Below are 22,434 nucleotides of genomic sequence, written 5' to 3' on the forward strand. Positions count from 1 at the left end.
TTCCAGTCCTGACGGCCGAATTTGGGGCCTGACGGCCGGGCAGGCGCTGGCCGTCAGGGCCGGCACAGGCTGGAAGGGCCGGTGTAGTCGGGGGAGCGCAACACCAGCAGGTCGCCCTGGGCGAACACCTGCGTGAAGCCGGCCGCCCGCGAGTCGGCCAGCACCTTCTGCGGCGAGTCCAGCGGAAAGCCCACCTGCTCCTGCGACATGTCCAGCACCACGAAGTCGGTCCTGGGGGTGGGGATGCCGGGGAGCGTCACCCGGTTGGAATTAGTCAGATGGGTGGCCAGGCGGTCATCGACAGACACGCAGACAGAACGCGGCACCTGGCGCACCGCCGCCTGCTGGGCGCGCAGGTGGTCATCCATCCGCCACGCCGAGCCGATCAGCATCCGGCGGACCACCGGCGCGGTGATGTTGGCGACCGTGCTCAGGTAGATGGGGACGACGAGCAGCCAGGCCAGCATCAGGCGGTTGAGCCGGGGCCTGCTCCAGATGCCGAGCCGGGCGCCGCCGTCGACCATCGCCAGCACCAGCACCAGCCAGGGCAGGGCGTTGTAGTGAAAGTGGGTGGTCCACAGGTGATCGCGGGAGTTGAAGAACCGCTGGGCCAGCAGCGGCGCGGCGATCAGGCTGTAACGCGAGCGCAGTGGCAGCAGCGCCAGCGGCAGGAAGAAATAGGCCAGCGTCTGGGCTTTGACAGCTGGGGTGAACAGCAGCTCCAGGGTGCGCACCGGGTGGATGACGATGTTGAGCAGCGCGTGCGGTAGGTCCTCCCCGAGGGCGTCGAAGGTCCAGTAGGCGAACTGCCCGGTCGGGGCGAAGGCCGGGATGATCACCGAGGTCACCAGCAGGTAGCCGGCCGCGCCTGCCCCGATGAGCAGGTAGCCAGTGCGTCGCGGTCGCTGCAGCGCCCGCAGCAGCCCGAGCATCACCAGCACCGCGCCCATGTCCTCGCGCACCAGCAGCAACAGCCCGGCCGAGATCAGCAGCGTGCGGTCATTCCGGCGGTCCAGGGCGTCGATGGCCACCGCCAGGATCGGCACCCCCCAGGCGACCTCGTGAAAATCGAAGTCGACCATCGCCTGGATCGCCCAGCCGAAGGAGTAGGCCACCGCGACGACCAGCGCCCCGCCCCGCGACATCCGGCGCAAGGCGAAGGAGTAGACCACCGGAACCGAGGCGGCGATCAGCGCCACCTGCAGCAGCAGCAGGACGTTCGGGCTGTCCCAGATCCAGTACAGCGGCGCGGCCAGGGCGATGATCGGGTGGAAGTGGTCGGCCAGGATGTTGTAGTCGGCGCCCTTGAGCGGCACCTCTGGCGCCTGGAAGCGGGCGTAGTCGCGCACCGCCTGGTCGAAGATCCCCAGGTCATAGCCGGCGGTCAGGTACGTGGCCTGCCGGGTCAGCGCGTATCCGCTGTAGGCCACGAACAGCACTGCGGTCAGCAGCGTGACCGGCCAGTGCGTGGCCAGCCGGGATCGCGCCGACCGGGCCGCCTCAGCGAGTGAGGTCACCGCCGCCGCCGGGTCTGCGTCCACACCTGGCGCACCGCGTACCAGGTCAGCCACAGCAGCAGCAGGTTGCGCAGCGCCAGGTCCAGTGTCACCAGCCACATATTCGAATGGGTCTTGAGCAGCGCGTTGTAGCCGACCGGAAAGACCAGCTGGGTGGCCACCGCGGTGACCAGCAGCACCCGGGCGAAGGTGCGCACCGCCGGGTTGGCCGGCGACCGGACAGCCAGCGCGGCCGCCGGCCCGCCCAGCCACAGCAGGTACTGCGGGCTCAGGGTCTTGTTGGTGACCGTGACGATCAGCGTGGTCGCCAGGAAGATCCAGCCCAGCGTCTCAGCCGAGGGCGCCGCGGCCGAGAGCGCCCGCCACCAGAGCGTCATCAGCAACAGCCCGCCCAGCACCGTCAGCACGTTGGTCAGCTGGCTGGCCAGGTGCACGCCGGGGCCGAAGATCTCGAAGGCCTTGTACGGCGACAGCCGCACGTCCCAGGTGCCGACCGGGTCCACCATCCTGGCCAGCATCAGGGGGGTGGCGGCGACCGACTCGATCTGCAGGCCGCGAGCGGACTGCCAGCGCAGCGGCGACAGGGTCCGGCTGAGGCCGCCGAGCGCCAGGGCCAGGCCGCCGATCAGCACCGCCGTGCCGAAGAAGCCGGCCAGCACCTGCCGCCGGTCTCCTCGCCGGATCAGGAAGGTCGGCAGCATCACCACCGGCCACAGCTTCAGGGCGGCGCCGAACGCGGTCAGCGCGCCGGCCACCGCGGGCCGGCGGATCGCGGCCAGCACCGCGCCGCCGGCCAGCACGGCGGGCACCAGGTCGAAGCGGAAGTAGGCCAGCGGCCCGATCGCCGGAACGAACCACAGCCACAGGTTGGTCGCGTCACCGCGCCGCCGGCCGTCACCGCGCCACAGGAAACCGGTGAACACCGCGTCCACGGCCAGCATGGACAGCGCGAACAGGATGCTGAAGGCGACCTGATTGAGAAATCCCAGCAGGAACTGGGGAAGGATCACCAGGAACACCGGCAGCGGGTACTCCTGCAGGGTGTCGCGCAGGCCACCGCCCTGGAAAAGCTGGTGCAGGCTGCGCGCGTAGTACTTCACGTCGCCGGTGACGTCGCTCTCGTGCCCGAACACCAGGATCGCCATCGTCATCGCGCGCGAGAGCATCCACCGCATCGCGATCGCGCGCCGACCCTGCGCGACGATGGCCTCGGGCAGCTCGAGCTGGCGTAGCGGCCGGCGCCGGACCACGCTGGAACTGGTCATCGCCTGGCCCCTCTGTGTCGTGCTCGGCAGGTGTCACCGGCTGCTGCCTTGGCAGTATCGCCGATGCAGCTGAGTGCGACTCTCAGGCGTTCGGGTTGTACGGGCCGACCTCGACCCCTCGGTCCCTGAGCCAGGCGGCTGGATCGAGGTGGACGCCGGTGGGGCTGCCTCTGGTGATCTCGAAATGCAGGTGCGGGCCGGTGGAGTGGCCGTTGGACCCGATGTCGGCGATGTGATGGCCGGCCCGGACGTGCTGGCCTACCGTGACGTAGACCTGGTACATGTGGCCGTAGATGCTGTAGTCACCGTTGGAGTGCCTGATCGCCACCCACATCCCGTAGCCGGCAGCCGGGCCGGCTTCGGCCACCACGCCGTCGCCCACCGCCACGATCGGTGAGCCGTTCGGGCCGGCCAGGTCGATGCCGTTGTGCATCCTGCCCCAGCGCATGCAGAAACAGGAGGACTGCCCGCCGGCGCTGGGCCGCACCCAACGGCTGATGGCGGGCTTGACGGGTTTGGGAGCGGGCTTCACCACGGCGGCCCGGCGTGCCGGGGCTTTGGAAGCGGCGCTGCCTGCCCTCGGCAGCGTCCGGGCGGAGCGGGAGACCCGGCTGTCGGCGGCCAGCCTGGCCGCGGTCGCCGTGGTGGCGTCAGAGGCCTCGGGGACGCTGGTGTCGGGCACGCTCGCGGCGGCCAGGGCGCCACCGACGCCGAGGGCCCCGCCGGCGGCCAGGATGCTGTGGTCGGTCTCGGAGCTGGCCGCCTGGGCGGCCTGCGTTGCGGTGGGCCCGGGGCTCAGCATGTGCGGGAGGTTGGCGCCGCTCCACACCGCGAGCACTGCCACCGCGGCCGGCACTGCCGGAGAGCGCCGCCACAGAGGCGCCCGGTCAGGCGGCGTCTGGCGGGTGAGCCCGGCCTGGTGGTGGGCGGGGCGGTGATGGGCGGCGCGGTGGGGGACCGTGCGGGCGAGCGCGGAGCCGCCCAGGCCGGTGCGCAGCAGGCGGGCCACGGGCTGGCGCGGCGTCACCTGCCGGGCATGCCGCGGACCGGTCCTGACTGGTGGTTCTGCGGAGGTCAGCGGTGCGGTCGAGCGGGGCGCGCTGTGCCGTCCCACTGAGCTTCTCCCGCGCCTTTCAGTCGTTCTGCCTAGTGTGCGCACGAATGCGCATACGCATATGTCATCCCACAGTCGAAGTGGTGTGCACGCGACGTGATGTTAAGGGGATGCGAACGACCGTAACCTACCGCTCCTGCCCCTAGCAACTCAGCCGGCAGGCACCGGCGAGCCGTCCGCGGGTTGGGGCGCCCGCTCGGGCGCCAACCCTGCCTCGGTGGTCAGGGCGGCTGCCACGGCGTGCGCCACCGTGCTGTTCACCAACAGCGACAGGTGCCCCACCCCGTGCACCTGCAGCGCGGTGACGAGCAGATCCGGGTGCTCCAGCCGGGCGCTGCGGTTGGGCACCACCACCTCGTCCCGGTCGGAGTAGATCGCCACGAACCTGGTGCTGCAGCGTGCCGGGCCGGCGAGCTCACGCATCAGCTCGCTGTTGGGCCGCAGCTGCCGGCCGACCAGCAGGGGGGCGATCCGCGCCAGCTGGCTGCCGGCGTGCGGCGAGCCGAGGGTGACCAGGGTGCTGACCCGGGCGTCACCAGCCAGGCATTGCACGTAGTAACGGGCGATGATGCCGCCGAGGGAGTGCCCGACCAGGAACACCTGCTCATAGCCGGACTGCTGGCAGACCCGCTCCACGTGCCGGGCCAGGTCCGCGGCCGCCTTGCGGACATCGGAGGTCAGCGGCGAGTAGTTGACGGTGACGATCCTGCCGAACCCGCGCCTGCGCAGGGTCCGCCGCAAGATGGTGAAGGCCGAGCGGTTGTCGCCGATGCCGTGCACCAGCAGCACCGGACGCCCGGAGGCGGTGATGTCGGCCAGGATCAGGCCCCGGGTGAGCGGCGACAGGGTGTCGATCCGGTAGCGGGAGTCCTCCATCGCGGCCTGCTCGGCCAGCAGCCCCACTGGGTAGGTCAGCGCGTGCGCGGCCATCCAGACCAGCTCCTGGCCGGCGGCCAACGCGCCGTTGGCCAGGGTCACCGGAGTCCGCCGGAGCAGCGCAGGGCTCCGCGACACCCAACCCCGGACCGACATCGGCATAATCCTGCTCTGGAGGCAACCCGCTCTGAAAAAGACCGCTCTCAAGGCACACTGAGTACTGGTTGTTAACGAGTCTTACACAACGTTCGAGTCGTCGCGATGAGAGTTGCGAGAAGAAATGTCCGGCGTGGCGCTGGCCGTGCGGTGGTGGGCATACCCTCCGTAAGGGTTGGCCGCGGGAAGCCACGCTCAGAAGAGGGGCGCGCGAGAAAGAGCGCGCGCGAAGAGGTCGCACGGAAGAACGCGAAGAGGTCGTAAGAAGAAGCGGTGCAGGGGCGCGGACGAGATCAGGAGTGGGACATGGGTGAGCGGATCCGGGTAGTCGTGGCCAAGCCAGGCCTGGACGGACACGACCGAGGCGCCAAAGTGGTGGCCCGGGCGTTGCGCGACGCCGGTATGGAGGTCATTTACACCGGTCTGCACCAGACGCCGGAGCAGATCGTGGAGACGGTGATCCAGGAAGACGCCGACTGCGTCGGGTTGTCGGTGCTCTCCGGCGCGCACATGACGCTGTTCCGCCGGCTGACCGAGCTGCTGGCCGAGCGCGAGGTCACCGACGTAGTGGTCTTCGGCGGCGGCATCATCCCCGAAGCCGACCTGCCCGAGCTGGACCGGCTCGGGGTGGCGAAGGTGTTCACTCCGGGCGCGACCATGGAGGAGATCGTCAACTGGGTCCGCGAGAACGTCGGCGCCGGCGTCGGGTAGTTGGCGAAGATCACGTCCGCGACGTTAGGGGCGCTCCGGCTGACGGTCTAGCCTGGCTAAGGCGCCGGAACCGGGCCCGCACGTCGAAGAGGACGGAAAAGATCTCGTGGATCTGTTCGAGTACCAGGCGAAGCAGCTGTTCGCCGCGCACGGTGTGCCGGTCGGTCTGGGTGAGACCGCTGACACCCCTGAGCAGGCCCGTGAGGTAGCCGAGCGAATCGGCGGCGTGGTGGTGGTCAAGGCCCAGGTCAAGACCGGTGGCCGCGGCAAGGCCGGCGGCGTGAAGCTGGCCAAGACCCCGGATGAGGCCGAAGAGGCTGCCCGGGCGATTCTCGGCATGGACATCAAGGGCCACACCGTGCACCGGGTGCTGATCGACCCCGGCGCGCAGATCGAAGCCGAGTACTACTTCTCCTTCCTGCTCGACCGGTCCAACCGCACCTTCCTGGCGATGGCCTCGGCCGAGGGCGGCATGGACATCGAGGAGCTGGCCGTCGAGCGGCCCGAGGCGCTGGCCCGGGTGCCGATCGACGCGATGGTCGGAGTCGACCAGGCCAAGGCCACCGAGATCCTGACCCAGGCGAACTTTCCGGCCGAGGTGATCGATTCCACCGCCGACACCGTGGTGAAGCTCTGGCAGACCTTCGTGGCCCGGGACGCGACGCTGGTGGAGATCAACCCGTTGGCCCTGGTGAAGGCTGCCTCTGGCGAGCGCGAGGTGGTGGCGCTGGACGGCAAGGTCTCCCTCGACGAGAACGCCGACTTCAGGCAGGCCGGCAACGCCGACCTCGAGGACGTCACGGCCGCCGACCCGCTGGAGGCCAAGGCCAAGGAGAAGGGCCTCAACTACGTCAAGCTCGACGGCGAGGTCGGCATCATCGGCAACGGCGCCGGCCTGGTGATGTCCACCCTGGACGTGGTGGCCTATGCGGGCGAGTCGCACGGCGGCGTCAAGCCCGCCAACTTCCTCGACATCGGCGGCGGCGCGTCGGCCGAGGTGATGGCCAACGGGCTGGAGATCATCCTGGGCGACCAGGCGGTCCGGTCGGTGTTCGTCAACGTCTTCGGCGGCATCACCTCCTGCGACGCGGTCGCCAACGGCATCGTGGCGGCGCTGGGCATGCTGGGCGGCTCGGCGACCAAGCCGCTGGTCGTCCGGCTGGACGGCAACAACGTGGAGGAGGGCCGGCGGATCCTGGCCCAGGCCGCCCACCCGCTGGTCACGCTGGCAGACACCATGGACGACGGCGCTGACAAGGCCGCCCAGCTCGCACACAGTGCCAAGTAGAGGAGCCTGAGTCATGGCCATCTTTCTCACCGCGGATTCCAAGGTCATCGTCCAGGGCATGACCGGCTCGGAGGGGATGAAGCACACCCGCCGGATGCTCGCCTCGGGCACCGACATCGTCGGCGGGGTGAACCCCCGCAAGGCCGGCTCGACCGTGGACGTCGACGGCGCCGACGTGCCGGTGTTCGGCTCGGTCGCCGACGCGATGGCCAAGACCGGCGCCGACGTCACGGTGCTGTTCGTGCCTCCGGCCTTCACCAAGGACGCCATCATCGAGGCCATCGACGCGGGCATCGGCCTGTGCGTGGTGATCACCGAGGGCGTGCCGGTGCACGATTCCACCTCGGCGTGGGCCTACAACGTCAGCAAGGGTCAGAAGACCCGGATCATCGGCCCGAACTGCCCGGGCCTGATCAGCCCCGGCAAGTCCAACGCCGGCATCATCCCCGCCAACATCACCGGTCCGGGACGGATCGGCCTGGTGTCCAAGTCCGGCACGCTGACCTACCAGATGATGTTCGAGCTGCGCGACATCGGCTTCTCCTCGGCGGTCGGCATCGGTGGCGACCCGGTGATCGGCACCACCCACATCGACTGCCTGCAGGCGTTCCAGGACGACCCCGACACCGAAGCCATCGTGATGATCGGCGAGATCGGCGGCGACGCCGAGGAGCGGGCGGCCGCCTACATCTCCGAGCACATCACCAAGCCGGTGGTGGGCTACGTCGCCGGCTTCACCGCGCCCGAGGGCAAGACGATGGGCCACGCCGGAGCGATCGTCTCCGGTTCGTCGGGCACCGCTCTTGCCAAGAAGGACGCGCTGGAAGCAGCCGGCGTCCGGGTCGGCAAGACCCCGAGCGAGGCCGCGCGGCTGATGCGGGAGCTGCTCGGCTCCTGAGCCGACGCCAGAGCTCCCGGCCGCCGCGGCGCGTCATCGCCTAGATTCAGGACATGAACTCCCTCGATCAGCTCGCCGCCGGCGCCCTGGTGCGGGCCCGGCCCTGGGACGTGGTGGGCGCGGCGCTCGGCGCCCCGATGGTGCTCTGGGGGTTTCTGAGCTGGTTTGGGACCGTCGGTGACTCTGCCGGCGGGCTGTCGGGCTTCTACTGCGGCGCCGGTGCGGCAGGTATCGCCCTGGTGCTGGCAGCCAGCGCCTTGAGCGTGAACCAGATGCTGGCGGGCCGGGCGCACCAGCCGGAGACGCCGCCGGTGGCCGCGATGCTGGCCGGCGCCGCCGCGATCATCGTGCTCGGCGGCATCATCGCCAAACCTGACAGCGCCACAGTTCAGGCAGGTGCGGTGGCAGGCCTGTTGACCGCGGCCGCTCAGGGGGTCGCGCTGGTGTTCGGTTGGGTGCGCGGCAGCGGCAAGTCGGTGCGCGCCGATCGGGTGCGGGCCCTGCAGGCCCAGCAGGCGGCCGCGGACTACGTGGCAGCCGGTCAGGCGAACCCGGGCTACGGCCAGCCGGTGTACGCCCAACCCGGTTACGGCCAGCCCGGTTATGGGCAGCTGCCGTATGGGCAACCGGCTTACGGCCAGCCCGCTTACGGCCAACCGGCTTATGGGCAGCCGGCCTATGGGCAGCCGGCCTACGGGCAACCCGGTTACGGCCGGCCGGGTTATGGCCAACCCAGCTACGGTCGCGCCGGGTATGCCCAGCCGGCGCCCGGCCAACCCGCATACGGTCCGCCGACGCCCTACGGTCAGCCCGGATGGGGCCAGCCGCCCTCGGGTCAGCCGCAGCAGAGTCCGCAGCAGGGTCAGCCGCAGCAGGGCCAGCCGGGTCAGCCGCAGTCGGGTCCGCAAGGTCGGCCGGGCCAGCCGCAGCAGGGCCAGCCGGGTCAGCCGCAGCCGGGCCAGTGGGGCCAGCAGCCCGGTCAGCCACCGTCAGATCAATCAGGGCAGTGGCCGCAGTCACCACGGTGACCGCGTGCCGTTAGCCGTGGCCCGCAGCTGCAGTCACCGTGCAGTCAGTTCCAGCCGGCTGGACGGGCGATAGTCGCCACACCCGGCGCGCCTGGTCTGACATCGGGACCCGCTTTGCGAGCCTGCAGGGGTGAGCTCCACCGATCGGCAGCACCCGCCTGGCTGGCTGACCCGATTTCGCCATGGCGTGGTCGCCGGGGTGGGCCTGCTGCTGATCGCCGTGGGCTCCTGCTCCCTGGCCACGTTCGCGGCCTGGTTGATGCCGGGCGCTGACACCACTCCGGCGATCTCGGCGTTGAAGGCCGCGGCGTTGACGGTGCTGGCGGGCGCGCACGGCGGCGTGGTGCTGGCGGGCGCCCAGGTCACGCTGGCGCCGCTGCTGGTGACCGGGTTGCTGGGCTGGCTGGTGGCCGTCCACGCCCGACGCCAGGACTCCTGGTCCGGGTTCGCCGGCCTGGCACTCGGCTACACGCTGGCCTCGGCGGTGCTGGCCGGCTGGTCGCGGCTGGGCAGCACCTACGCGCCGGTCTCGCGCAGCACGATCGCGGCGCTGCTGTTCACGCTGGTCGTCGGCGGTGGCGCCCGGTCTGCTGAGCACCTGTGGTCCCGGCTCCCGACTCGATGGCAGCAGGTGTCGCGGGCGGCGGCCCTGGTGGCAGCCGGTTACCTGCTGGCCGGCGCGCTGTTGTCGGCCGGCATGCTGCTCGTGCACTTCTCCGAGGCTGTGGCACTGCAACGCCAGCTCGCGCCGGGAGCGGCGGGTCTGCCGGTCGCGCTGCTGGCGATCTCGGCCACGCCGAATGCGACGCTGGCCGGCGTCAGCTACCTGACCGGCCCCGGCTTCGACCTCGGCGCCCACACGTCGGTGTCCGCCTTCGAGGTCAGCTCCGGCCGGTTGCCGGTGTTCCCGTTGCTGGCCGGCCTGCCGCTCGAGCGGTCGGCGGCGCTGGCCGGCTCGCTGGCGATCCTGGCAATGGCCCTGCTGGCCGGCTGGGCGGTGCTGCGCACCGTGCCGCAAGCGCAGGCAGCCCAGCCGGGGACTGCGTGGCGTCACCGGCTGATCGACTGCGCGGCAGTGGCGGGGCTGGTCGGCGCGCTGCTGGCGGCGCTGACCGGGCTGGCCGCCGGTGACCTGGGCCGCGGCGCCCTGCGGGGCGTGGGAGCGGCGTGGTGGGCCGTCGGCCTGTCCGTCGCGTCGCTGGTGCTGCTGGCGGCCGCGTTCTGGTGCGGAGTGCAGGCGCTGCGCGACCGGTTCGCCGAGCAGGGTGGCCCGGGCCTCTACCTGCTGAGATCCGCGCCGGACACCGAGCCGGCCGAGGACGCCGAGCAGGCTCGCACGCAGCAGCCGGGGGCGGCCGCTCAGCCGGCGGCGCGCTCGCGCAACGCCAGCTAGCAGCGCGCGGAGCGGGCTGGCGGTCCCAGTAGGGTAGCCGCGTGACCGTCCGGCTAGTCGTTCTCGCATCCGGCTCGGGAAGCACTCTGCAGGCGGTGCTCGACGCTGCCGCCGACCCCGGTTTCGGCGCTCGGGTGGTGGCCGCCGGCACCGACCGGCCCGGCTGCCCGGCGATGCGGCGCGCGGCTGAGGCCGGGGTGCCGACCTTCGCGGCGCCGCTTGCCGACTACGCCGACCGCGACGACTGGAACGCCGCCCTCGCTGAGGCGATCGCCGCTCACCAGCCCGACCTGGTGCTGCTGGCCGGCTTCATGCGGGTGCTGGCCCCGGCCATCGTCAACCGGTTCGAGGTGATCAACACCCATCCGTCGCTGCTGCCCTCCTTTCCGGGCGGGCACGCGGTCGCCGACGCGCTGGCGCACGGGGTCAAGATCACCGGCGTCACCGTGCACCGGGTCGACGCGGGCCTCGACACCGGCCCGATCCTGGCTCAGGCGGCGGTGCCGGTGTGCGACGGGGACACCGTAGACACCTTGCGACAACGCATCCAGCTCGCCGAGAAGCCCTTGTTCCTGGACACGATCCGCCAGCTGTGCCTTGATCGAGGCGTACCGAAGAGCACCGAGGAGCCGAAGTCATGACCCGAATTCCCGTTCGCCGCGCGCTGGTCAGCGTGTATGACAAGGCCGGTTTGGCCGAGCTGGCGCGGGGACTGCACTCCTCCGGCGTCGAGATCGTCTCGACCGGCTCGACAGCCGCCCGGGTCGCCGAGCTGGGCATACCGGTGACCACGGTCGACTCGGTGACCGGCTTTCCCGAGATCCTCGGTGGCCGGGTGAAGACGCTGCACCCGCACGTGCACGCCGGCCTGCTGGCCGACCAGGGCAACCCTGAGCACCTGTCCACCGTGCGAGAACTGGGCATCGACACTTTTCAGCTGGTGGTGGTGAACCTCTATCCGTTCCGCGAGACGGTCGCCTCGGGGGCGTCCGCGGCTGAGATCGTCGAGCAGATCGACATCGGCGGCCCGGCGATGGTGCGAGCCGCGGCGAAGAACCACGGCTCGGTCGCGGTGGTGGTCGACCCGACCGGCTACCCCGACGTGCTGGCCGCGGTGGCGGCGGGCGGCTTCGACCAGGCGAGTCGGCAGCGGCTGGCCGGGCGCGCCTACGCCCACACCGCCGCCTACGACGCCGCGGTCGCCAACTGGTTCGGCGGGCAGGCCGTGCTGGCCGAGGCCGCCGCCGAGTCGCCGCACGCCGAGTCGTCCTGCTGGTCGCCCTACGTCGGGGTGGCCCTGGAGCGAGCCGAGGTGCTGCGCTATGGCGAGAACCCGCACCAGCGGGCCGCGCTCTACATCCAGCAGGGCGCCGAGCCGGGCATCGCGCAGGCCGAGCAGTTGCACGGCAAGGCGATGAGCTTCAACAACTACGTCGACGGTGACGCCGCCTACCGGGCAGCCTTCGACTTCGACGAGCCCTGCGCGGCGATCGTCAAGCACGCCAACCCGTGCGGCATCGCCCTCGGGGCTGACATCGCCGAGGCGCACGCGCTGGCGCACGCCTGTGACCCGGTGTCGGCCTATGGCGGGGTGATCGCCGTCAACCGCCCGGTCACCGCGGCGCTGGCCGCGCAGGTCGCCGACGTCTTCACCGAGGTGATCCTGGCGCCGGCCTTCGAGCCGGAGGCGCTGGAGGTGCTCACGGCCAAGAAGAGCCTGCGGCTGCTGATGGTGCCCGGCCCGCGGCCACGCGGCGTCGAGCCCCGGCCCATCTCCGGCGGGGTGCTGATGCAGGACGCCGACGCCCTGGACGCCCCCGGCGACGAGCCGGCCGGCTGGACCCTGGCCTGCGGGACGGCGTTAGAGCAGGCCGAGCTGGCTGAGCTGGAGTTCGCCTGGCGCGCGGTGCGCGCCGTGAAGTCCAACGCCATCCTGCTGGCCAGCAACCGCGCCACGGTGGGGGTGGGGATGGGTCAGGTCAACCGGGTGGACTCCGCTCGGCTGGCGGTGGCCCGAGCGGCTGAGCGGGCCGCTGGCAGCTATGGCGCCTCGGACGCCTTCTTCCCGTTTCCCGACGGCTTGCAGGTGCTGATCGACGCCGGCGTCCGGGCGGTGGCGCAGCCCGGCGGCTCCATCCGGGACGCCGAGGTGATCGCCGCCGCCGAGGCCGCCGGCCTGACCATGTACTTCACCGGCACCCGGCACTTCGCGCACTGATGGCGATGAGTGAGCGTGGCGATCACCCGCTGCCGGCCTGGTTCGCCGAGGTGCTGGCCGGCGGGCCGGAGATCGCCGACGAGGACTTCGTCGGCACCGACCTGCGGGAGCTGTCGCTGCGGCGACTGCGGTTCACCCGGTGCCGGTTCGACGAGGCGTCTCTGGACGAGCTCAGCACCGAGGCCTGCAGCTTCACCGACTGCAGCTTCGACCGGGCCGAGCTCAACGGCTCCTCGCACCTGCGCACCGCCTTCGTGGCGTGCTCGTTCGACCGGACCCGGTTCAACGGCGCCAGCCTGATCGAGTGCAAGCTGACCGGTTCGGTCTTCGCCGACGCGCCGCTGCGCTCGGCCACCGTCGCCGGCGGCGACTGGACCGCGGTGTCACTGGGTGGCGCGGACCTGCGCGAGCTCGACTTCAGCGACGTCAAGCTGGTGGACGCCAACCTCACCGGCGCCAAGCTGGACCGCTGCGTGCTGCGCCGGGCCGACCTGCGCGGCCTGCGCTGGGGGCAGGCGTCGTTGCGTGACGCCGATCTGCGCGGGGCGATGATCGAGGGGCTGGACCCCAGGATCGTCGACCTCACCGGCGCCCGGGTCGAGGTCGAGCAGGCCCTGGCCTTCGCCCAGTACCTCGGAGTCCGGATCGGCTGAGACCCTCCCGCCTGGCGGGCTGGCAAGATGTGCCAGGTGACGGCGACGATCCTGGACGGCAAGGCGACCCTGGCGAGCATCAAGGCCGAGCTCCAGCAACGCATCGCCGCGCTCGCCGAGCGTGGCGTCGTGCCGGGCCTGGGGACGGTGCTGGTCGGCGATAATCCGGGCAGCAGGTGGTACGTCTCAGCCAAGCACCGCGACTGCGCCGAGATCGGGATCGCCAGCATCCAGCGCGAGCTGCCCGCGACTGCCGGCCTGGCCGAGGTGCTGGCCGTGGTGGATGAGCTCAACGCCGATCCGTCCTGCACCGCGTTCCTGATCCAGCAGCCCACCGGGCTCGACGAGTTCGCGATCCTCAGCCGGGTCGATCCGGACAAGGACGTGGACGGGTTGCACCCGCTCAACCTCGGCTCGCTGGTGCTCGGCCAGCCGGGCCCGTTGCCGTGCACCCCGCTGGGCGTCATCGAGCTGCTGCGCCGCTATGACGTGCCGATCGCAGGCGCGCACGCGGTGGTCATCGGCCGGGGCCTGACGGTGGGCCGGCCGTTGGGCCTGCTGCTGACCCGCCGCTCGGAGAACGCCACAGTGACGCTGTGCCACACCGGCACCACCGATCTCGCCGCGCAGGTGCGCCAGGCCGACATCGTCGTCGCAGCCGCTGGGGTGCCCGGCCTGATCACCGCTGAGATGGTCAAGCCCGGGGCTGCCGTCCTGGACGTCGGCGTCAGCCGGGTGGACGGCAAGATCGCCGGTGACGTGGCAGCCGAGGTGGCCGAGGTGGCCGGCTATCTGGCCCCGAACCCGGGTGGGGTCGGTCCGATGACCCGGGCGATGCTGCTGGGCAATGTGGTGACTGCCGCCGAGCGGCTGGCCGCGAGCTGAGCGCCGGGGTGCTGAGAAGTTGGTTCACCGGCCGGGATCTCAAAGAGATCCCGTTCGCGCTGGTGCTGCTCATCGAGCTGATCGCCGTGCTGTCGGTGGCGCTGGCGCCCCAGCACTGGCTGCGCGCGGTCGGCGGCCTGACCGTCGGAATGCTGGTGGCCGGCTTCTTCCGGCTGATCCTGACCAACGAGCAGGCCGGCCTGCTTCGGGTGCGCCGAAGGGCCTTCGACGTCGCGTGTTACTGGGGTCTGGCCGTGTTCACCTTCGCGGTCGCGGTGGCGCTGCCCCAGCGCTGACGTGGCGCCGACGGCTCGCGACAACCGCCCACAGCTCGCGCGGTAAGGTCGCGGCCATGACGAAAACTCCCGTGAATGTGACCGTCACCGGCGCCGCCGGTCAGATCGGCTACAGCCTGCTGTTCCGGATCGCGGCCGGGCAACTGCTCGGTCCTGACGTGCCGGTGCGGCTCCGCCTGCTCGAGATCGCCCCGGCGCTCAAGGCTGCCGAGGGCACCGCGATGGAGCTCGATGACTGCGCCTTTCCGCTGCTGGCCGGCATCGACATCACCGATGACCCCCGCACCGCTTTCGACGGCGTGAACGTGGCCCTGCTGGTCGGCGCGCGGCCGCGCACCGCCGGCATGGAGCGCGGCGACCTGCTCACGGCCAACGGTGGGATCTTCAAGCCCCAGGGTGAGGCCATCAACGCCGGCGCCGCCTCCGACGTCCGGGTGCTGGTGGTGGGAAACCCCGCGAACACCAACGCCCTGATCGCCGCCTCGCACGCGCCGGACGTCGGCAAGGACCGCTTCACCGCGATGATGCGCCTGGATCACAACCGGGCGCTGAGCCAGCTGGCGAAGAAGACCGGCAGCTCGGTGGGCGAGATCCGCAAGCTCACGGTCTGGGGCAACCACTCGGCGACCCAGTACCCCGACATCCGGCAGGCCGAGGTGGCCGGAAAGAACGCCGCCGAATTGGTGGCAGACCAGGCCTGGATAGAGAGCCAGTTCATCCCGACGGTCGCCAAGCGCGGCGCGGCGATCATCGAAGCCCGCGGCGCCAGCTCGGCCGCCTCGGCTGCCAACGCGGCGATCGACCACGTCTATGACTGGGTCAACGGCACCGCCGAGGGAGACTGGACCTCGGTGGGCATGGTCTCCGACGGCTCGTACGGCATTCCCGAAGGCCTGATCGCCGGCTTCCCCGCTGTCTCGGTGAACGGCAGCTGGCAGATCGTGCAGGGCATCGAGATCGACGAGTTCTCCCGGTCACGGATCGACGCCTCGGTCGCCGAGCTGGTCAGTGAGCGCGACGCCGTCACCGAACTGGGCCTGATCTGAGTCCCCGCCGCCTAGCCTGACCGAAGAGGCCCGCCGGAGGAATTCCTCCGGCGGGCCTCTTCGTTTGTGGTGTCCATTCGCCGGCCGACAGCAGCTGCCACAACGGCCGGAAACTAGCTCACAGCTCCTTGAGCACCGCCTGGCGCAGGATGTCCAGGCCCAGGCCGCCCAGATCCAGCGCCCGGCGGTGGAAGGCCTTGAGGTCGAAGTCCGCGCCTTCACGGGCGCGGGTCTCATCGCGCAGCTGCAGCCAGAGCCGCTCGCCGATCTTGTACGACGGCGCCTGTCCCGGCCAGCCCAGGTAACGCTCCAGCTCGTAGCGCAGGAACTCCGGCGCCATGTTGGCGTGACTGTTCAGGAACTGCCACGCCTTGTCATAGGTCCACGAACCGCCACCGACCTCTGCCGGCGCCGGCAGGTCGCAGTGCACGCCGATGTCGATCACCACCCGGGCCGCCCGCAGTGACTGGCCGTCCAGCAGCCCCAACCGGTTGCCAGGGTCGTCCATGAAGCCCAGGTCAGCCATCAGCCACTCGGCGTACAGCGCCCAGCCCTCGCCGTGCCCGGACACCCAGGACGCCAGCCGGCGCCAGCGGTTGAGCAGGTCCTTGACCTCCACCGCCCGGGCGATCTGCAGATGATGGCCCGGCACCCCCTCGTGATAGACGGTGGTCAGCTCCCGCCAGGTGGCGAACTCGGTGACGCCGGGCGGCACCGACCACCACATCCGGCCGGGACGGGAGAAGTCCTCGGAGGGACCGGAGTAGTAGATGACGCCGGTGTGGGTGGGCGCGATCCGGCATTCCAGCCGGCGCAGCTGCTCGGAGATCTCGAAGTGGCTGCCGGCCAGGGCCTCGATCGCGGCGTCGGAGCGTTCCTGCATCCAGGCCTGCAGCTGGTCGGTGCCGCGCAGCTTGCGGACCGGGTCGGCGTCCAGGATGGCGATCGCCTCGGCCACCGTGGCGCCGGACTTGATCTGGTCGGCGGTCTCGACCATCAGCCCTTGGATCCGGGCCACCTCCGCCAGACCCCAGGCGTAGGTCTCCTCCAGGTCGACCGACGCGCCCAGGAACTGGCGTGAGAGCACCGCGTAACGCTCCGCGCCGATGGCGTCGGCGGTCGGCGCCTGCTCGAGCAGCTCGTCGGCGAGAAAGTCGCGCAGCCGCTGGTAACCGGCCTGGGCGGCGTGCGCGCCCCGGTCCAGGTCGGCCTGCAGCGCCTGCGGAATGGGCGTCGGGCCCTCTGCCGCGCCGGCGACGAAGCCGGTGAAGAAGCTGTCGGCGCCGAGGTTGCCTTCGCATTGGGTGATGCAGGCCTGGACCTGCCGGCGCGGCGCGACGTCACCGCGGCTGGCGGCCAGCCGCAGCGACTCCAGGTAACCCTCGATCGCGGCCGGCAGGGCACTGAGCCGGGTGGCGATCTGTGACCATTCCTCGGCAGAGCCGGTCGGCATGAGGTCGAAGACGTCGCGCAGGTTCTGCACCGGGCTGGCGATGTTGTTCAGCTCCCACAAAGGCATCCCGAGCTCGTGCAGGTCCTTCTCGACCTCCAGCCGTTCGGTCATCGCGGCGATGGTCACCTTGTCGGTGTCGTCCACCGGGCTGGCCTGGCTCAGCTCGCGCAGGGTCCGCTGGTTCAGCTCGGCCCTGGCCTGCAGCCCCGCTGGGGACAGGTCGGGCATCCGGTCGTCGAAGCCCGGCGCGCCGATGAAGGTGGCCGCCAGCGGGTCGAGCTCGAGTTGGGCGTCGAGGTGACGTTCGGCGAGTGCGTCCACGTCAGTGCGGGCACGAGCTTTACCGTCGGCGGTCGGAGCGCCGGTCGCGGAGGGGGAAGTCATGATTGGCAACCTAGTGCCCGGTTCGGACGGTGGCCAAGCTGCCCGGCGCCGCCTCAGGGCCGGTGGCCGGATTGAGGAGCGGGCCGATCGCCTAAACTTCGGTCACAAGCAGCGCCACCGGGGTCTCCCGGTGCGGGCGCCCGCACACTCGAGAGGCGATCGATGTCGAAGATCAAGGTGGTAGGTACCGTCGTCGAGCTGGACGGCGATGAGATGACCAGGATCATCTGGCAGTTCATCAAGGACCGGCTGATCCATCCGTACCTGGATGTCAACCTCGATTACTACGACCTCGGCATCGAGCACCGCGACGCCACCGACGACCAGGTCACCATCGAAGCGGCCGAGGCGATCAAGCGGCACGGGGTCGGCGTCAAGTGCGCCACCATCACCCCCGACGAGGCCCGGGTCGAGGAGTTCGGCCTCAAGCAGATGTGGCGCTCGCCCAACGGCACCATCCGCAACATCCTGGGCGGCGTGATCTTCCGCGAGCCGATCATCATGTCCAACGTGCCCCGGCTGGTGCCGGGCTGGACCAAGCCCATCGTGGTCGGCCGCCACGCCTTCGGAGACCAGTACCGGGCCACTGACCTGGTCGTTCCCGGCGAGGGCACCCTGACGCTGACCTTCACGCCCAAGGACGGCGGTGAGCCGACCGAGCTGAACGTCTTCGAGTTCCCCGGCGGCGGCGTCGCGCTGGCGATGTACAACCTGGACGAGTCCATCCGCGACTTCGCGCGGGCCTCGCTGAACTACGGCCTGCAGCGCAACTACCCGGTGTACCTGTCGACCAAGAACACCATCCTGAAGAAGTACGACGGCCGGTTCAAGGACATCTTCGCCGAGATCTTCGAGTCCGAGTTCAAGGCCGACTTCGAGGCCGCGGGCCTGACCTACGAGCACCGGCTCATCGACGACATGGTCGCGGCCGCGCTGAAGTGGGAGGGCGGCTATGTCTGGGCGTGCAAGAACTACGACGGCGACGTGCAGTCCGACATCGTCGCGCAGGGCTTCGGCTCGCTCGGCCTGATGACCTCGGTGCTGGCCACTCCGGACGGCAAGACCGTCGAGGCCGAGGCGGCGCACGGCACGGTGACCCGGCACTACCGCCAGCACCAGAAGGGCCAGCCCACCTCGACCAACCCGATCGCCTCGATCTTCGCCTGGACGCGGGGCTTGGCCCACCGCGGCAAGCTGGACAACACCCCTGAGGTGACCGCCTTCGCCGAGACGCTGGAGCGGGTCTGCGTCGAGACTGTCGAGTCCGGCCAGATGACCAAGGACCTCGCGCTGCTGATCTCCAAGGACACCCCGTGGCTGACCACCGAGGACTTCCTCGCCGCGATCGACGAGAACCTCAAGAAGGCGATGGCCTAGCCAGCACCGCGAGCCGGCCCCTGCTTGAGGTGCGGCGGGCCGGTTGAGATGAGCGGGCTGAGAGGCCGCCGAAGACGCCGAGGAGCCAGATGAGCCGGCCGGGTCAGGATCTGCTGGTGTCCATCGACGGGCCGGTCGCGACGCTGAGCATCAACCGGCCGGCCAAGCGCAACGCTCTGACGGTGGCGATGTGGCGAGAGCTGGCCGAGATCTGCGCCGAGCTGGACGCCGACCCTCGGCTGCGGGTGCTGGTGGTGACCGGCGTCGGGCCGTCCTTCTGCGCCGGCGCCGACATCAGCTCGCTGTCTGAGGACGAGGCGGTGTTGAAGCAGGTCGTGGAGACGGCCGAGCGCGCGCTGCGCGACCTGGCGATGCCGAGCATCGCCAAGATCAGCGGGCACTGCTTCGGGGGAGGCAACCAGATCGCGGTGGCGTGCGACCTGCGGGTCGCCGACAGCAGCGCCAGCTTCGCCGTGCCGCCGGCCAGGCTGGGGGTGATCTATTCGGTCGGCTCCACCCGCGCGCTGGTCGAACTGGTCGGCCCGGCGGCGGCCAAGCGGCTGATCTTCACCGCGCAGGCGATCGACGCGGCGCAGGCGCTGCGGATCGGGCTGGTCGAGCAGGTGGTCGAACCGGGCGAGCTCGACGCGGCGGTGGCCGAGCTGGTGACCGCGATCCTGCCGCTGGCGCCGATGACGCAGTTCGCCGGCAAGGAGCTGGTCAACCTGATCGCCGACGGCGGCGACGCCGACGCCGCGTTCGACCGCTGGGCGGCTAGTTGGCGGCTCAGTCCCGACGGCGTCGAGGGGCCGCGGGCGTTCCTGGCCCGCCGGCAGCCGGTCTTCGGCTGGCGCCCTGGACCGGCCGAGCCCGACACGCGCTGAGGCGGCCGCTCAGCCGACAGTGCTGAGCAGCCGGGATGAGCCGTCGGGGTTGGGCCGCACCTGGATCTGGTCGGCGATCCGGCGCTTGACTTCTTCGACGTGGCTGACCACCCCCACCGCGCGGCCGCCCTCACGCAAGCTGTCGAGCACTGCCAGCACCTGGTCCAGCACGTCCGGGTCCAGGCTGCCGAAACCCTCGTCGATCAGGAGCGTCCCCAGGTCCACGCCGCCGGACTCGGCACGCACGATGTCGGCCAGCCCCAGCGCCAGCGCCAGCGACACGTAGAACGTCTCGCCGCCGGACAGGGTGCCGGGGTCGCGGGCCCGCCCGGTGTGCAGGTCCAGGATTCGCAGGCCCAGGCCCGAGCGGGAGTTTCCGGTGCGTGCCGTGGTGTGCTCCAGCTCGTAGCGGCCGCCGGAGATCCGGTGTAACTGCGAGTTGGCGGCGCTGACGATCTCGGCGAACCGGCGCACCAGCACGTAGGTCGTGAGCTCCATCTTCAGCTGGTTGTCGCCGAGCCCGGCCACGAGGTTGCCGACCCGGATGGCCGCGGCGGTCTCAGCCAGCACCCGGGCGCCGCGCCGGACCGAGGCCTCGAGCCGTTCGGCGTGTCTGAGGGCCTCGGCGAGCCTGCTGGCGGCGGCGCCGTGCTCGGCGGCGGCTGCTGTCTCGGCCGCCTCTGCCAACCGTGCTTGCTCACTGAGCTCGCTGAGGTCAGCCGGCGGCTCGTCGAGCCGCGGGTCGATGAGCTCAGCGGCGGACAGCTGCCCGCCGACCTCGTCGAGCCGCTGCTGGTAGCCGCGGATCCGCGCTCGCAGCTCGGCCAGCTCGGAGCTGCTGCGCCGGGCCCGTTCCCAGGCGGCCAGCTCGTCGAACTCGGCGGCGGCCAGCGCGGTCTGAAATCGCTCACGGGCCTCGGCCTCAACGTCCAGGGCGGTGGCCGCGGCCGAGCTGGCGGCGGCCGCGTCGTCGAGCAGCGCCACCTCGGCGCTCAGCGCCGCGACCTGGTCGGCCACGCTGGGATGGCCGTTCCGGGCCTCGGCGACTGCCAGGTCGTCCTCGGCGATGCTGGCCGACAGCGCGTCGCGGCGCTCGGTGAGCTTGGTCTCGGCCACCGCCGCCTGCTGAAGCTGCTCGGTCAGCGCGGTGAGCTGGGCGGCGATCTCGGCCAGCTCCTGATGCAGGCCCCGCTGCCGATCAGCGGCGGCCTGGGCTGCTGCCAGCCCCGCGGTGGCCTGGTCGAGTTTGGCCTTCGCGCGCTCTGGGCTGAGTTGCTCTGCCCTGATCTGCAGCTCGACCAGCTCGGCTCGCTGCTCGGCCAGTTCGGCGCGGCGGGTCTCGACCTCGGTGTTCAACCGGCGCAGCTCGTCCTCGGCGGAGTTGACCTGCTCCCGACTGACATGGCCGTGGGCGGGGCGCGCCGGTCGGGGGTGCTCGACCGAGCCGCACACGACGCACTCCTGACCGCTCTGCAGAGCCATTCCCAGCTCGCTGGCGATGCTGGCCCGCCAGCTGACCTGCAGGGTGTCCAGCCGCGCGCGCTGGCCCTCGGCGGCGTCGAAGAGCTCCTGAGCCAGCTGCTGGTTCTCAGCCGCCAGCTTCGCCGCGGCCACCGCCTGCCGGGCGGCGAGCAACCGGGTCTGGGCCCGGTCGCGCTCGGCGCTCAGGTCGGCCAGCCGGTTGGCCGCCACCGCGGCCTGGTTGCGGTCCTCGGTCAGCCGGGCCTGCCGGGCGGGCAGGTCGCCCAGCCGTGCCGCTGTCTGCTGGCGGTGTTCGAGCTGCGCTGCGAGCTGCTGCTCGAGCCGGGAGTAGTCGGCTCGCGAGGCTGCCAGCCGGCGTTCGCGGCGAAGCCCCTCGGCCAGCTCGCCCAACCTGGTCTGAGCGCTGGCGGCGGCGGCGCGCAGGCCGGACTCCGGCAGCTGGCGCAGGGCTGGCGCGAGCTTGGCCCGCGCGGCGGTGACCGCCTGCTCGGCCTGCTCGAACCGGTTGCCGGCGATGGCCAGCGCCTCGGCGGCGGGCAGCACCAGCAGCGCGCGTTCGGCCGCGGCCAGCTCGGCGCAAGCGGCCTGGTGCTCACCGCCGCCGGCCAGCAGCCGCTGCTGCTCGGCCCGCAGCCGCTCGCGCAGCGCTCGCCGGGCAGCCAGGTCCTGAGCCTGCTGAAGCCTGGCCGAGGACCGCGACCGCGCCGCGGTCGCGTCGGCCTGCCGTTCGGTGGCGGCTGACACGGTCTCTCGCAGACTCTCGCGCACCCCGTCCAGCAGGCTGGTGACAGCAGCGCAGTCACCGCCCTGGCAGTGACCGGCCAGCTCGCCCAGCAGGTCCTCGGCCAGGCCGGTGGCGCCAGCGAGCGCGTGGACTGCCTTGTCCATCGTCGCGGCAGCCGCCGCGCGGCGCTGCTCGGCCGCACGACGGCCCTCGACCAGCGCGTCCTGGGCGCGGGCCAGCGACTCGGTTCCGAACAGCCTTTGCAGCAAGGCGCGTTTGTCGTTGGTGCTGGCCTGCAGGAAGTTCGCGAACTCGCCCTGCGGCAGCAGCACGGTCTGCACGAACTGGGCATGGGTCAGGCCCACCGCGCGGGTGATCTCGTCTTCGGCGTCGCCGAGGTTGGCCGACAGCAGCACGCCGCCGTCAGGTTGGTCCAGTGAGCCCAGCCGCCAGAGTTTGACGCTCATGTGCACCGGGGTGCTGCCGGCGCCGCGCTTCTTCGGGCGCTGATGACTCGGAGTGCGCCGGATGCGGTACAGCCCGCTCTGGGTCTCGAAGATCAACTCCACCACCGGCTCGGCGTCGGCCGGCGCGTGATGGGACTTCAACCGCTCGGCGGTCGCTGACCTCTGGGCGAGCTTGCCGTACAGGGCGAAGCTGATCCCGTCGAGCACGGTGGTCTTGCCCGAGCCGGTCGGGCCTTCGAGCAGGAACAGCCCGCTGTCGCCGAACCGGCTGAAGTCGATCTCGACCCGGGTGTTGAACGGGCCGATCGCGGTCATGGCG

General features: G+C 71.1%; 19 protein-coding genes. 13 read left to right on the forward strand and 6 right to left on the reverse strand.

The annotated features are described in order from the left end of the window. Positions 1-53 precede the first annotated feature (53 nt). The 4 genes from VGB75_13390 to VGB75_13405 all read right to left on the reverse strand — a co-directional run bounded on the left by VGB75_13390 (position 54) and on the right by VGB75_13405 (position 4,928). Positions 54-1,571: a DUF2079 domain-containing protein gene (locus VGB75_13390; protein ID HEY0168029.1), complete on the reverse strand. Its 1,518-nt coding sequence runs from the start codon at positions 1,569-1,571 to the stop codon at positions 54-56. After that, positions 1,514-2,782 (reverse strand): glycosyltransferase family 87 protein, encoded by a 1,269-nt coding sequence (locus VGB75_13395; protein ID HEY0168030.1) that lies wholly within the window; start codon positions 2,780-2,782, stop codon positions 1,514-1,516. Before VGB75_13395 ends, VGB75_13390 begins: the two co-directional genes overlap by 58 nt. 82 nt (positions 2,783-2,864) lie before the next feature. Then, a complete protein-coding gene (locus tag VGB75_13400; protein HEY0168031.1) occupies positions 2,865-3,809 on the reverse strand; it encodes a M23 family metallopeptidase in 945 nt (314 codons plus the stop codon). A 237-nt stretch (positions 3,810-4,046) separates the two neighbouring features. Then, positions 4,047-4,928 (reverse strand): alpha/beta fold hydrolase, encoded by an 882-nt coding sequence (locus VGB75_13405; protein ID HEY0168032.1) that lies wholly within the window; start codon positions 4,926-4,928, stop codon positions 4,047-4,049. 306 nt (positions 4,929-5,234) lie between these two features. On the opposite strand from VGB75_13405, the gene VGB75_13410 reads away from it, so the two are divergent. The 11 genes from VGB75_13410 to VGB75_13460 all read left to right on the forward strand — a co-directional run bounded on the left by VGB75_13410 (position 5,235) and on the right by VGB75_13460 (position 15,344). Further along, positions 5,235-5,639, forward strand: a complete 405-nt coding sequence (locus tag VGB75_13410) for a cobalamin B12-binding domain-containing protein (GenBank protein ID HEY0168033.1) — start codon at positions 5,235-5,237, stop codon at positions 5,637-5,639. 106 nt (positions 5,640-5,745) lie between these two features. After that, entirely contained in the window at positions 5,746-6,927 is a 1,182-nt protein-coding gene (sucC, locus tag VGB75_13415; protein HEY0168034.1) for an ADP-forming succinate--CoA ligase subunit beta, read from the forward strand. A 13-nt stretch (positions 6,928-6,940) separates the two neighbouring features. Next, positions 6,941-7,825, forward strand: a complete 885-nt coding sequence (gene sucD / locus VGB75_13420) for a succinate--CoA ligase subunit alpha (protein ID HEY0168035.1) — start codon at positions 6,941-6,943, stop codon at positions 7,823-7,825. Positions 7,826-7,878: 53 nt separating this feature from the next. Then, positions 7,879-8,853, forward strand: coding sequence for a hypothetical protein (locus VGB75_13425; GenBank protein ID HEY0168036.1), 975 nt, complete (start codon positions 7,879-7,881; stop codon positions 8,851-8,853). Between the two features lie 130 nt (positions 8,854-8,983). Then, on the forward strand, positions 8,984-10,246 hold the full coding sequence (locus VGB75_13430; GenBank protein ID HEY0168037.1) for a DUF6350 family protein: 1,263 nt from the start codon (positions 8,984-8,986) through the stop codon (positions 10,244-10,246). 41 nt (positions 10,247-10,287) lie between these two features. Continuing rightward, complete coding sequence (purN, locus tag VGB75_13435) at positions 10,288-10,887, forward strand: phosphoribosylglycinamide formyltransferase (GenBank protein HEY0168038.1); 600 nt, start codon at positions 10,288-10,290, stop codon at positions 10,885-10,887. Next, positions 10,884-12,464, forward strand: coding sequence for a bifunctional phosphoribosylaminoimidazolecarboxamide formyltransferase/IMP cyclohydrolase (purH, locus tag VGB75_13440; protein ID HEY0168039.1), 1,581 nt, complete (start codon positions 10,884-10,886; stop codon positions 12,462-12,464). Before purN ends, purH begins: the two co-directional genes overlap by 4 nt. A gap of 5 nt (positions 12,465-12,469) precedes the next feature. Continuing rightward, a complete protein-coding gene (locus VGB75_13445; protein HEY0168040.1) occupies positions 12,470-13,117 on the forward strand; it encodes a pentapeptide repeat-containing protein in 648 nt (215 codons plus the stop codon). A gap of 36 nt (positions 13,118-13,153) precedes the next feature. Next, positions 13,154-14,002: a bifunctional methylenetetrahydrofolate dehydrogenase/methenyltetrahydrofolate cyclohydrolase gene (locus VGB75_13450; GenBank protein HEY0168041.1), complete on the forward strand. Its 849-nt coding sequence runs from the start codon at positions 13,154-13,156 to the stop codon at positions 14,000-14,002. 8 nt (positions 14,003-14,010) lie between these two features. Further along, entirely contained in the window at positions 14,011-14,298 is a 288-nt protein-coding gene (locus VGB75_13455) for a DUF3017 domain-containing protein (GenBank protein ID HEY0168042.1), read from the forward strand. Between the two features lie 56 nt (positions 14,299-14,354). Further along, the gene (locus VGB75_13460; GenBank protein ID HEY0168043.1) at positions 14,355-15,344 is read left to right on the forward strand and encodes a malate dehydrogenase; all 990 of its coding nucleotides are present in this window, start codon (positions 14,355-14,357) and stop codon (positions 15,342-15,344) included. Positions 15,345-15,462: 118 nt separating this feature from the next. Here the strand turns inward: VGB75_13460 and VGB75_13465 are convergent, their stop codons facing one another. Continuing rightward, positions 15,463-17,181: a DUF885 domain-containing protein gene (locus VGB75_13465; GenBank protein HEY0168044.1), complete on the reverse strand. Its 1,719-nt coding sequence runs from the start codon at positions 17,179-17,181 to the stop codon at positions 15,463-15,465. A 162-nt stretch (positions 17,182-17,343) separates the two neighbouring features. Here VGB75_13465 and VGB75_13470 point away from each other — a divergent pair, with 162 nt between their 5' ends. Then, positions 17,344-18,558, forward strand: coding sequence for an NADP-dependent isocitrate dehydrogenase (locus VGB75_13470; GenBank protein ID HEY0168045.1), 1,215 nt, complete (start codon positions 17,344-17,346; stop codon positions 18,556-18,558). Positions 18,559-18,647: 89 nt separating this feature from the next. After that, positions 18,648-19,442, forward strand: coding sequence for an enoyl-CoA hydratase/isomerase family protein (locus VGB75_13475; protein ID HEY0168046.1), 795 nt, complete (start codon positions 18,648-18,650; stop codon positions 19,440-19,442). Positions 19,443-19,451: 9 nt separating this feature from the next. On the opposite strand, the gene VGB75_13480 is transcribed toward VGB75_13475, so the two are convergent. Further along, entirely contained in the window at positions 19,452-22,430 is a 2,979-nt protein-coding gene (locus VGB75_13480; protein ID HEY0168047.1) for an SMC family ATPase, read from the reverse strand. Positions 22,431-22,434 lie beyond the last annotated feature (4 nt).

This window comes from Jatrophihabitans sp., from assembly GCA_036399055.1.
In the GTDB taxonomy this organism is placed as follows: domain Bacteria; phylum Actinomycetota; class Actinomycetes; order Mycobacteriales; family Jatrophihabitantaceae; genus Jatrophihabitans_A.

Bases quoted from the DNA above. Each gene is read 5' to 3' on its own strand.
- VGB75_13395 (HEY0168030.1), bottom strand. From the start codon at position 2,782: ATGACCAGTTCCAGCGTGGTCCGGCGCCGGCCGCTACGCCAGCTCGAG.
- VGB75_13405 (HEY0168032.1), bottom strand. From the start codon at position 4,928: ATGTCGGTCCGGGGTTGGGTGTCGCGGAGCCCTGCGCTGCTCCGGCGG.
- VGB75_13410 (HEY0168033.1), top strand. From the start codon at position 5,235: ATGGGTGAGCGGATCCGGGTAGTCGTGGCCAAGCCAGGCCTGGACGGA.
- sucD (HEY0168035.1), top strand. From the start codon at position 6,941: ATGGCCATCTTTCTCACCGCGGATTCCAAGGTCATCGTCCAGGGCATG.
- VGB75_13425 (HEY0168036.1), top strand. From the start codon at position 7,879: ATGAACTCCCTCGATCAGCTCGCCGCCGGCGCCCTGGTGCGGGCCCGG.
- purH (HEY0168039.1), top strand. From the start codon at position 10,884: ATGACCCGAATTCCCGTTCGCCGCGCGCTGGTCAGCGTGTATGACAAG.
- VGB75_13445 (HEY0168040.1), top strand. From the start codon at position 12,470: ATGAGTGAGCGTGGCGATCACCCGCTGCCGGCCTGGTTCGCCGAGGTG.
- VGB75_13460 (HEY0168043.1), top strand. From the start codon at position 14,355: ATGACGAAAACTCCCGTGAATGTGACCGTCACCGGCGCCGCCGGTCAG.
- VGB75_13465 (HEY0168044.1), bottom strand. From the start codon at position 17,181: ATGACTTCCCCCTCCGCGACCGGCGCTCCGACCGCCGACGGTAAAGCT.
- VGB75_13470 (HEY0168045.1), top strand. From the start codon at position 17,344: ATGTCGAAGATCAAGGTGGTAGGTACCGTCGTCGAGCTGGACGGCGAT.
- VGB75_13475 (HEY0168046.1), top strand. From the start codon at position 18,648: ATGAGCCGGCCGGGTCAGGATCTGCTGGTGTCCATCGACGGGCCGGTC.
- VGB75_13480 (HEY0168047.1), bottom strand. From the start codon at position 22,430: ATGACCGCGATCGGCCCGTTCAACACCCGGGTCGAGATCGACTTCAGC.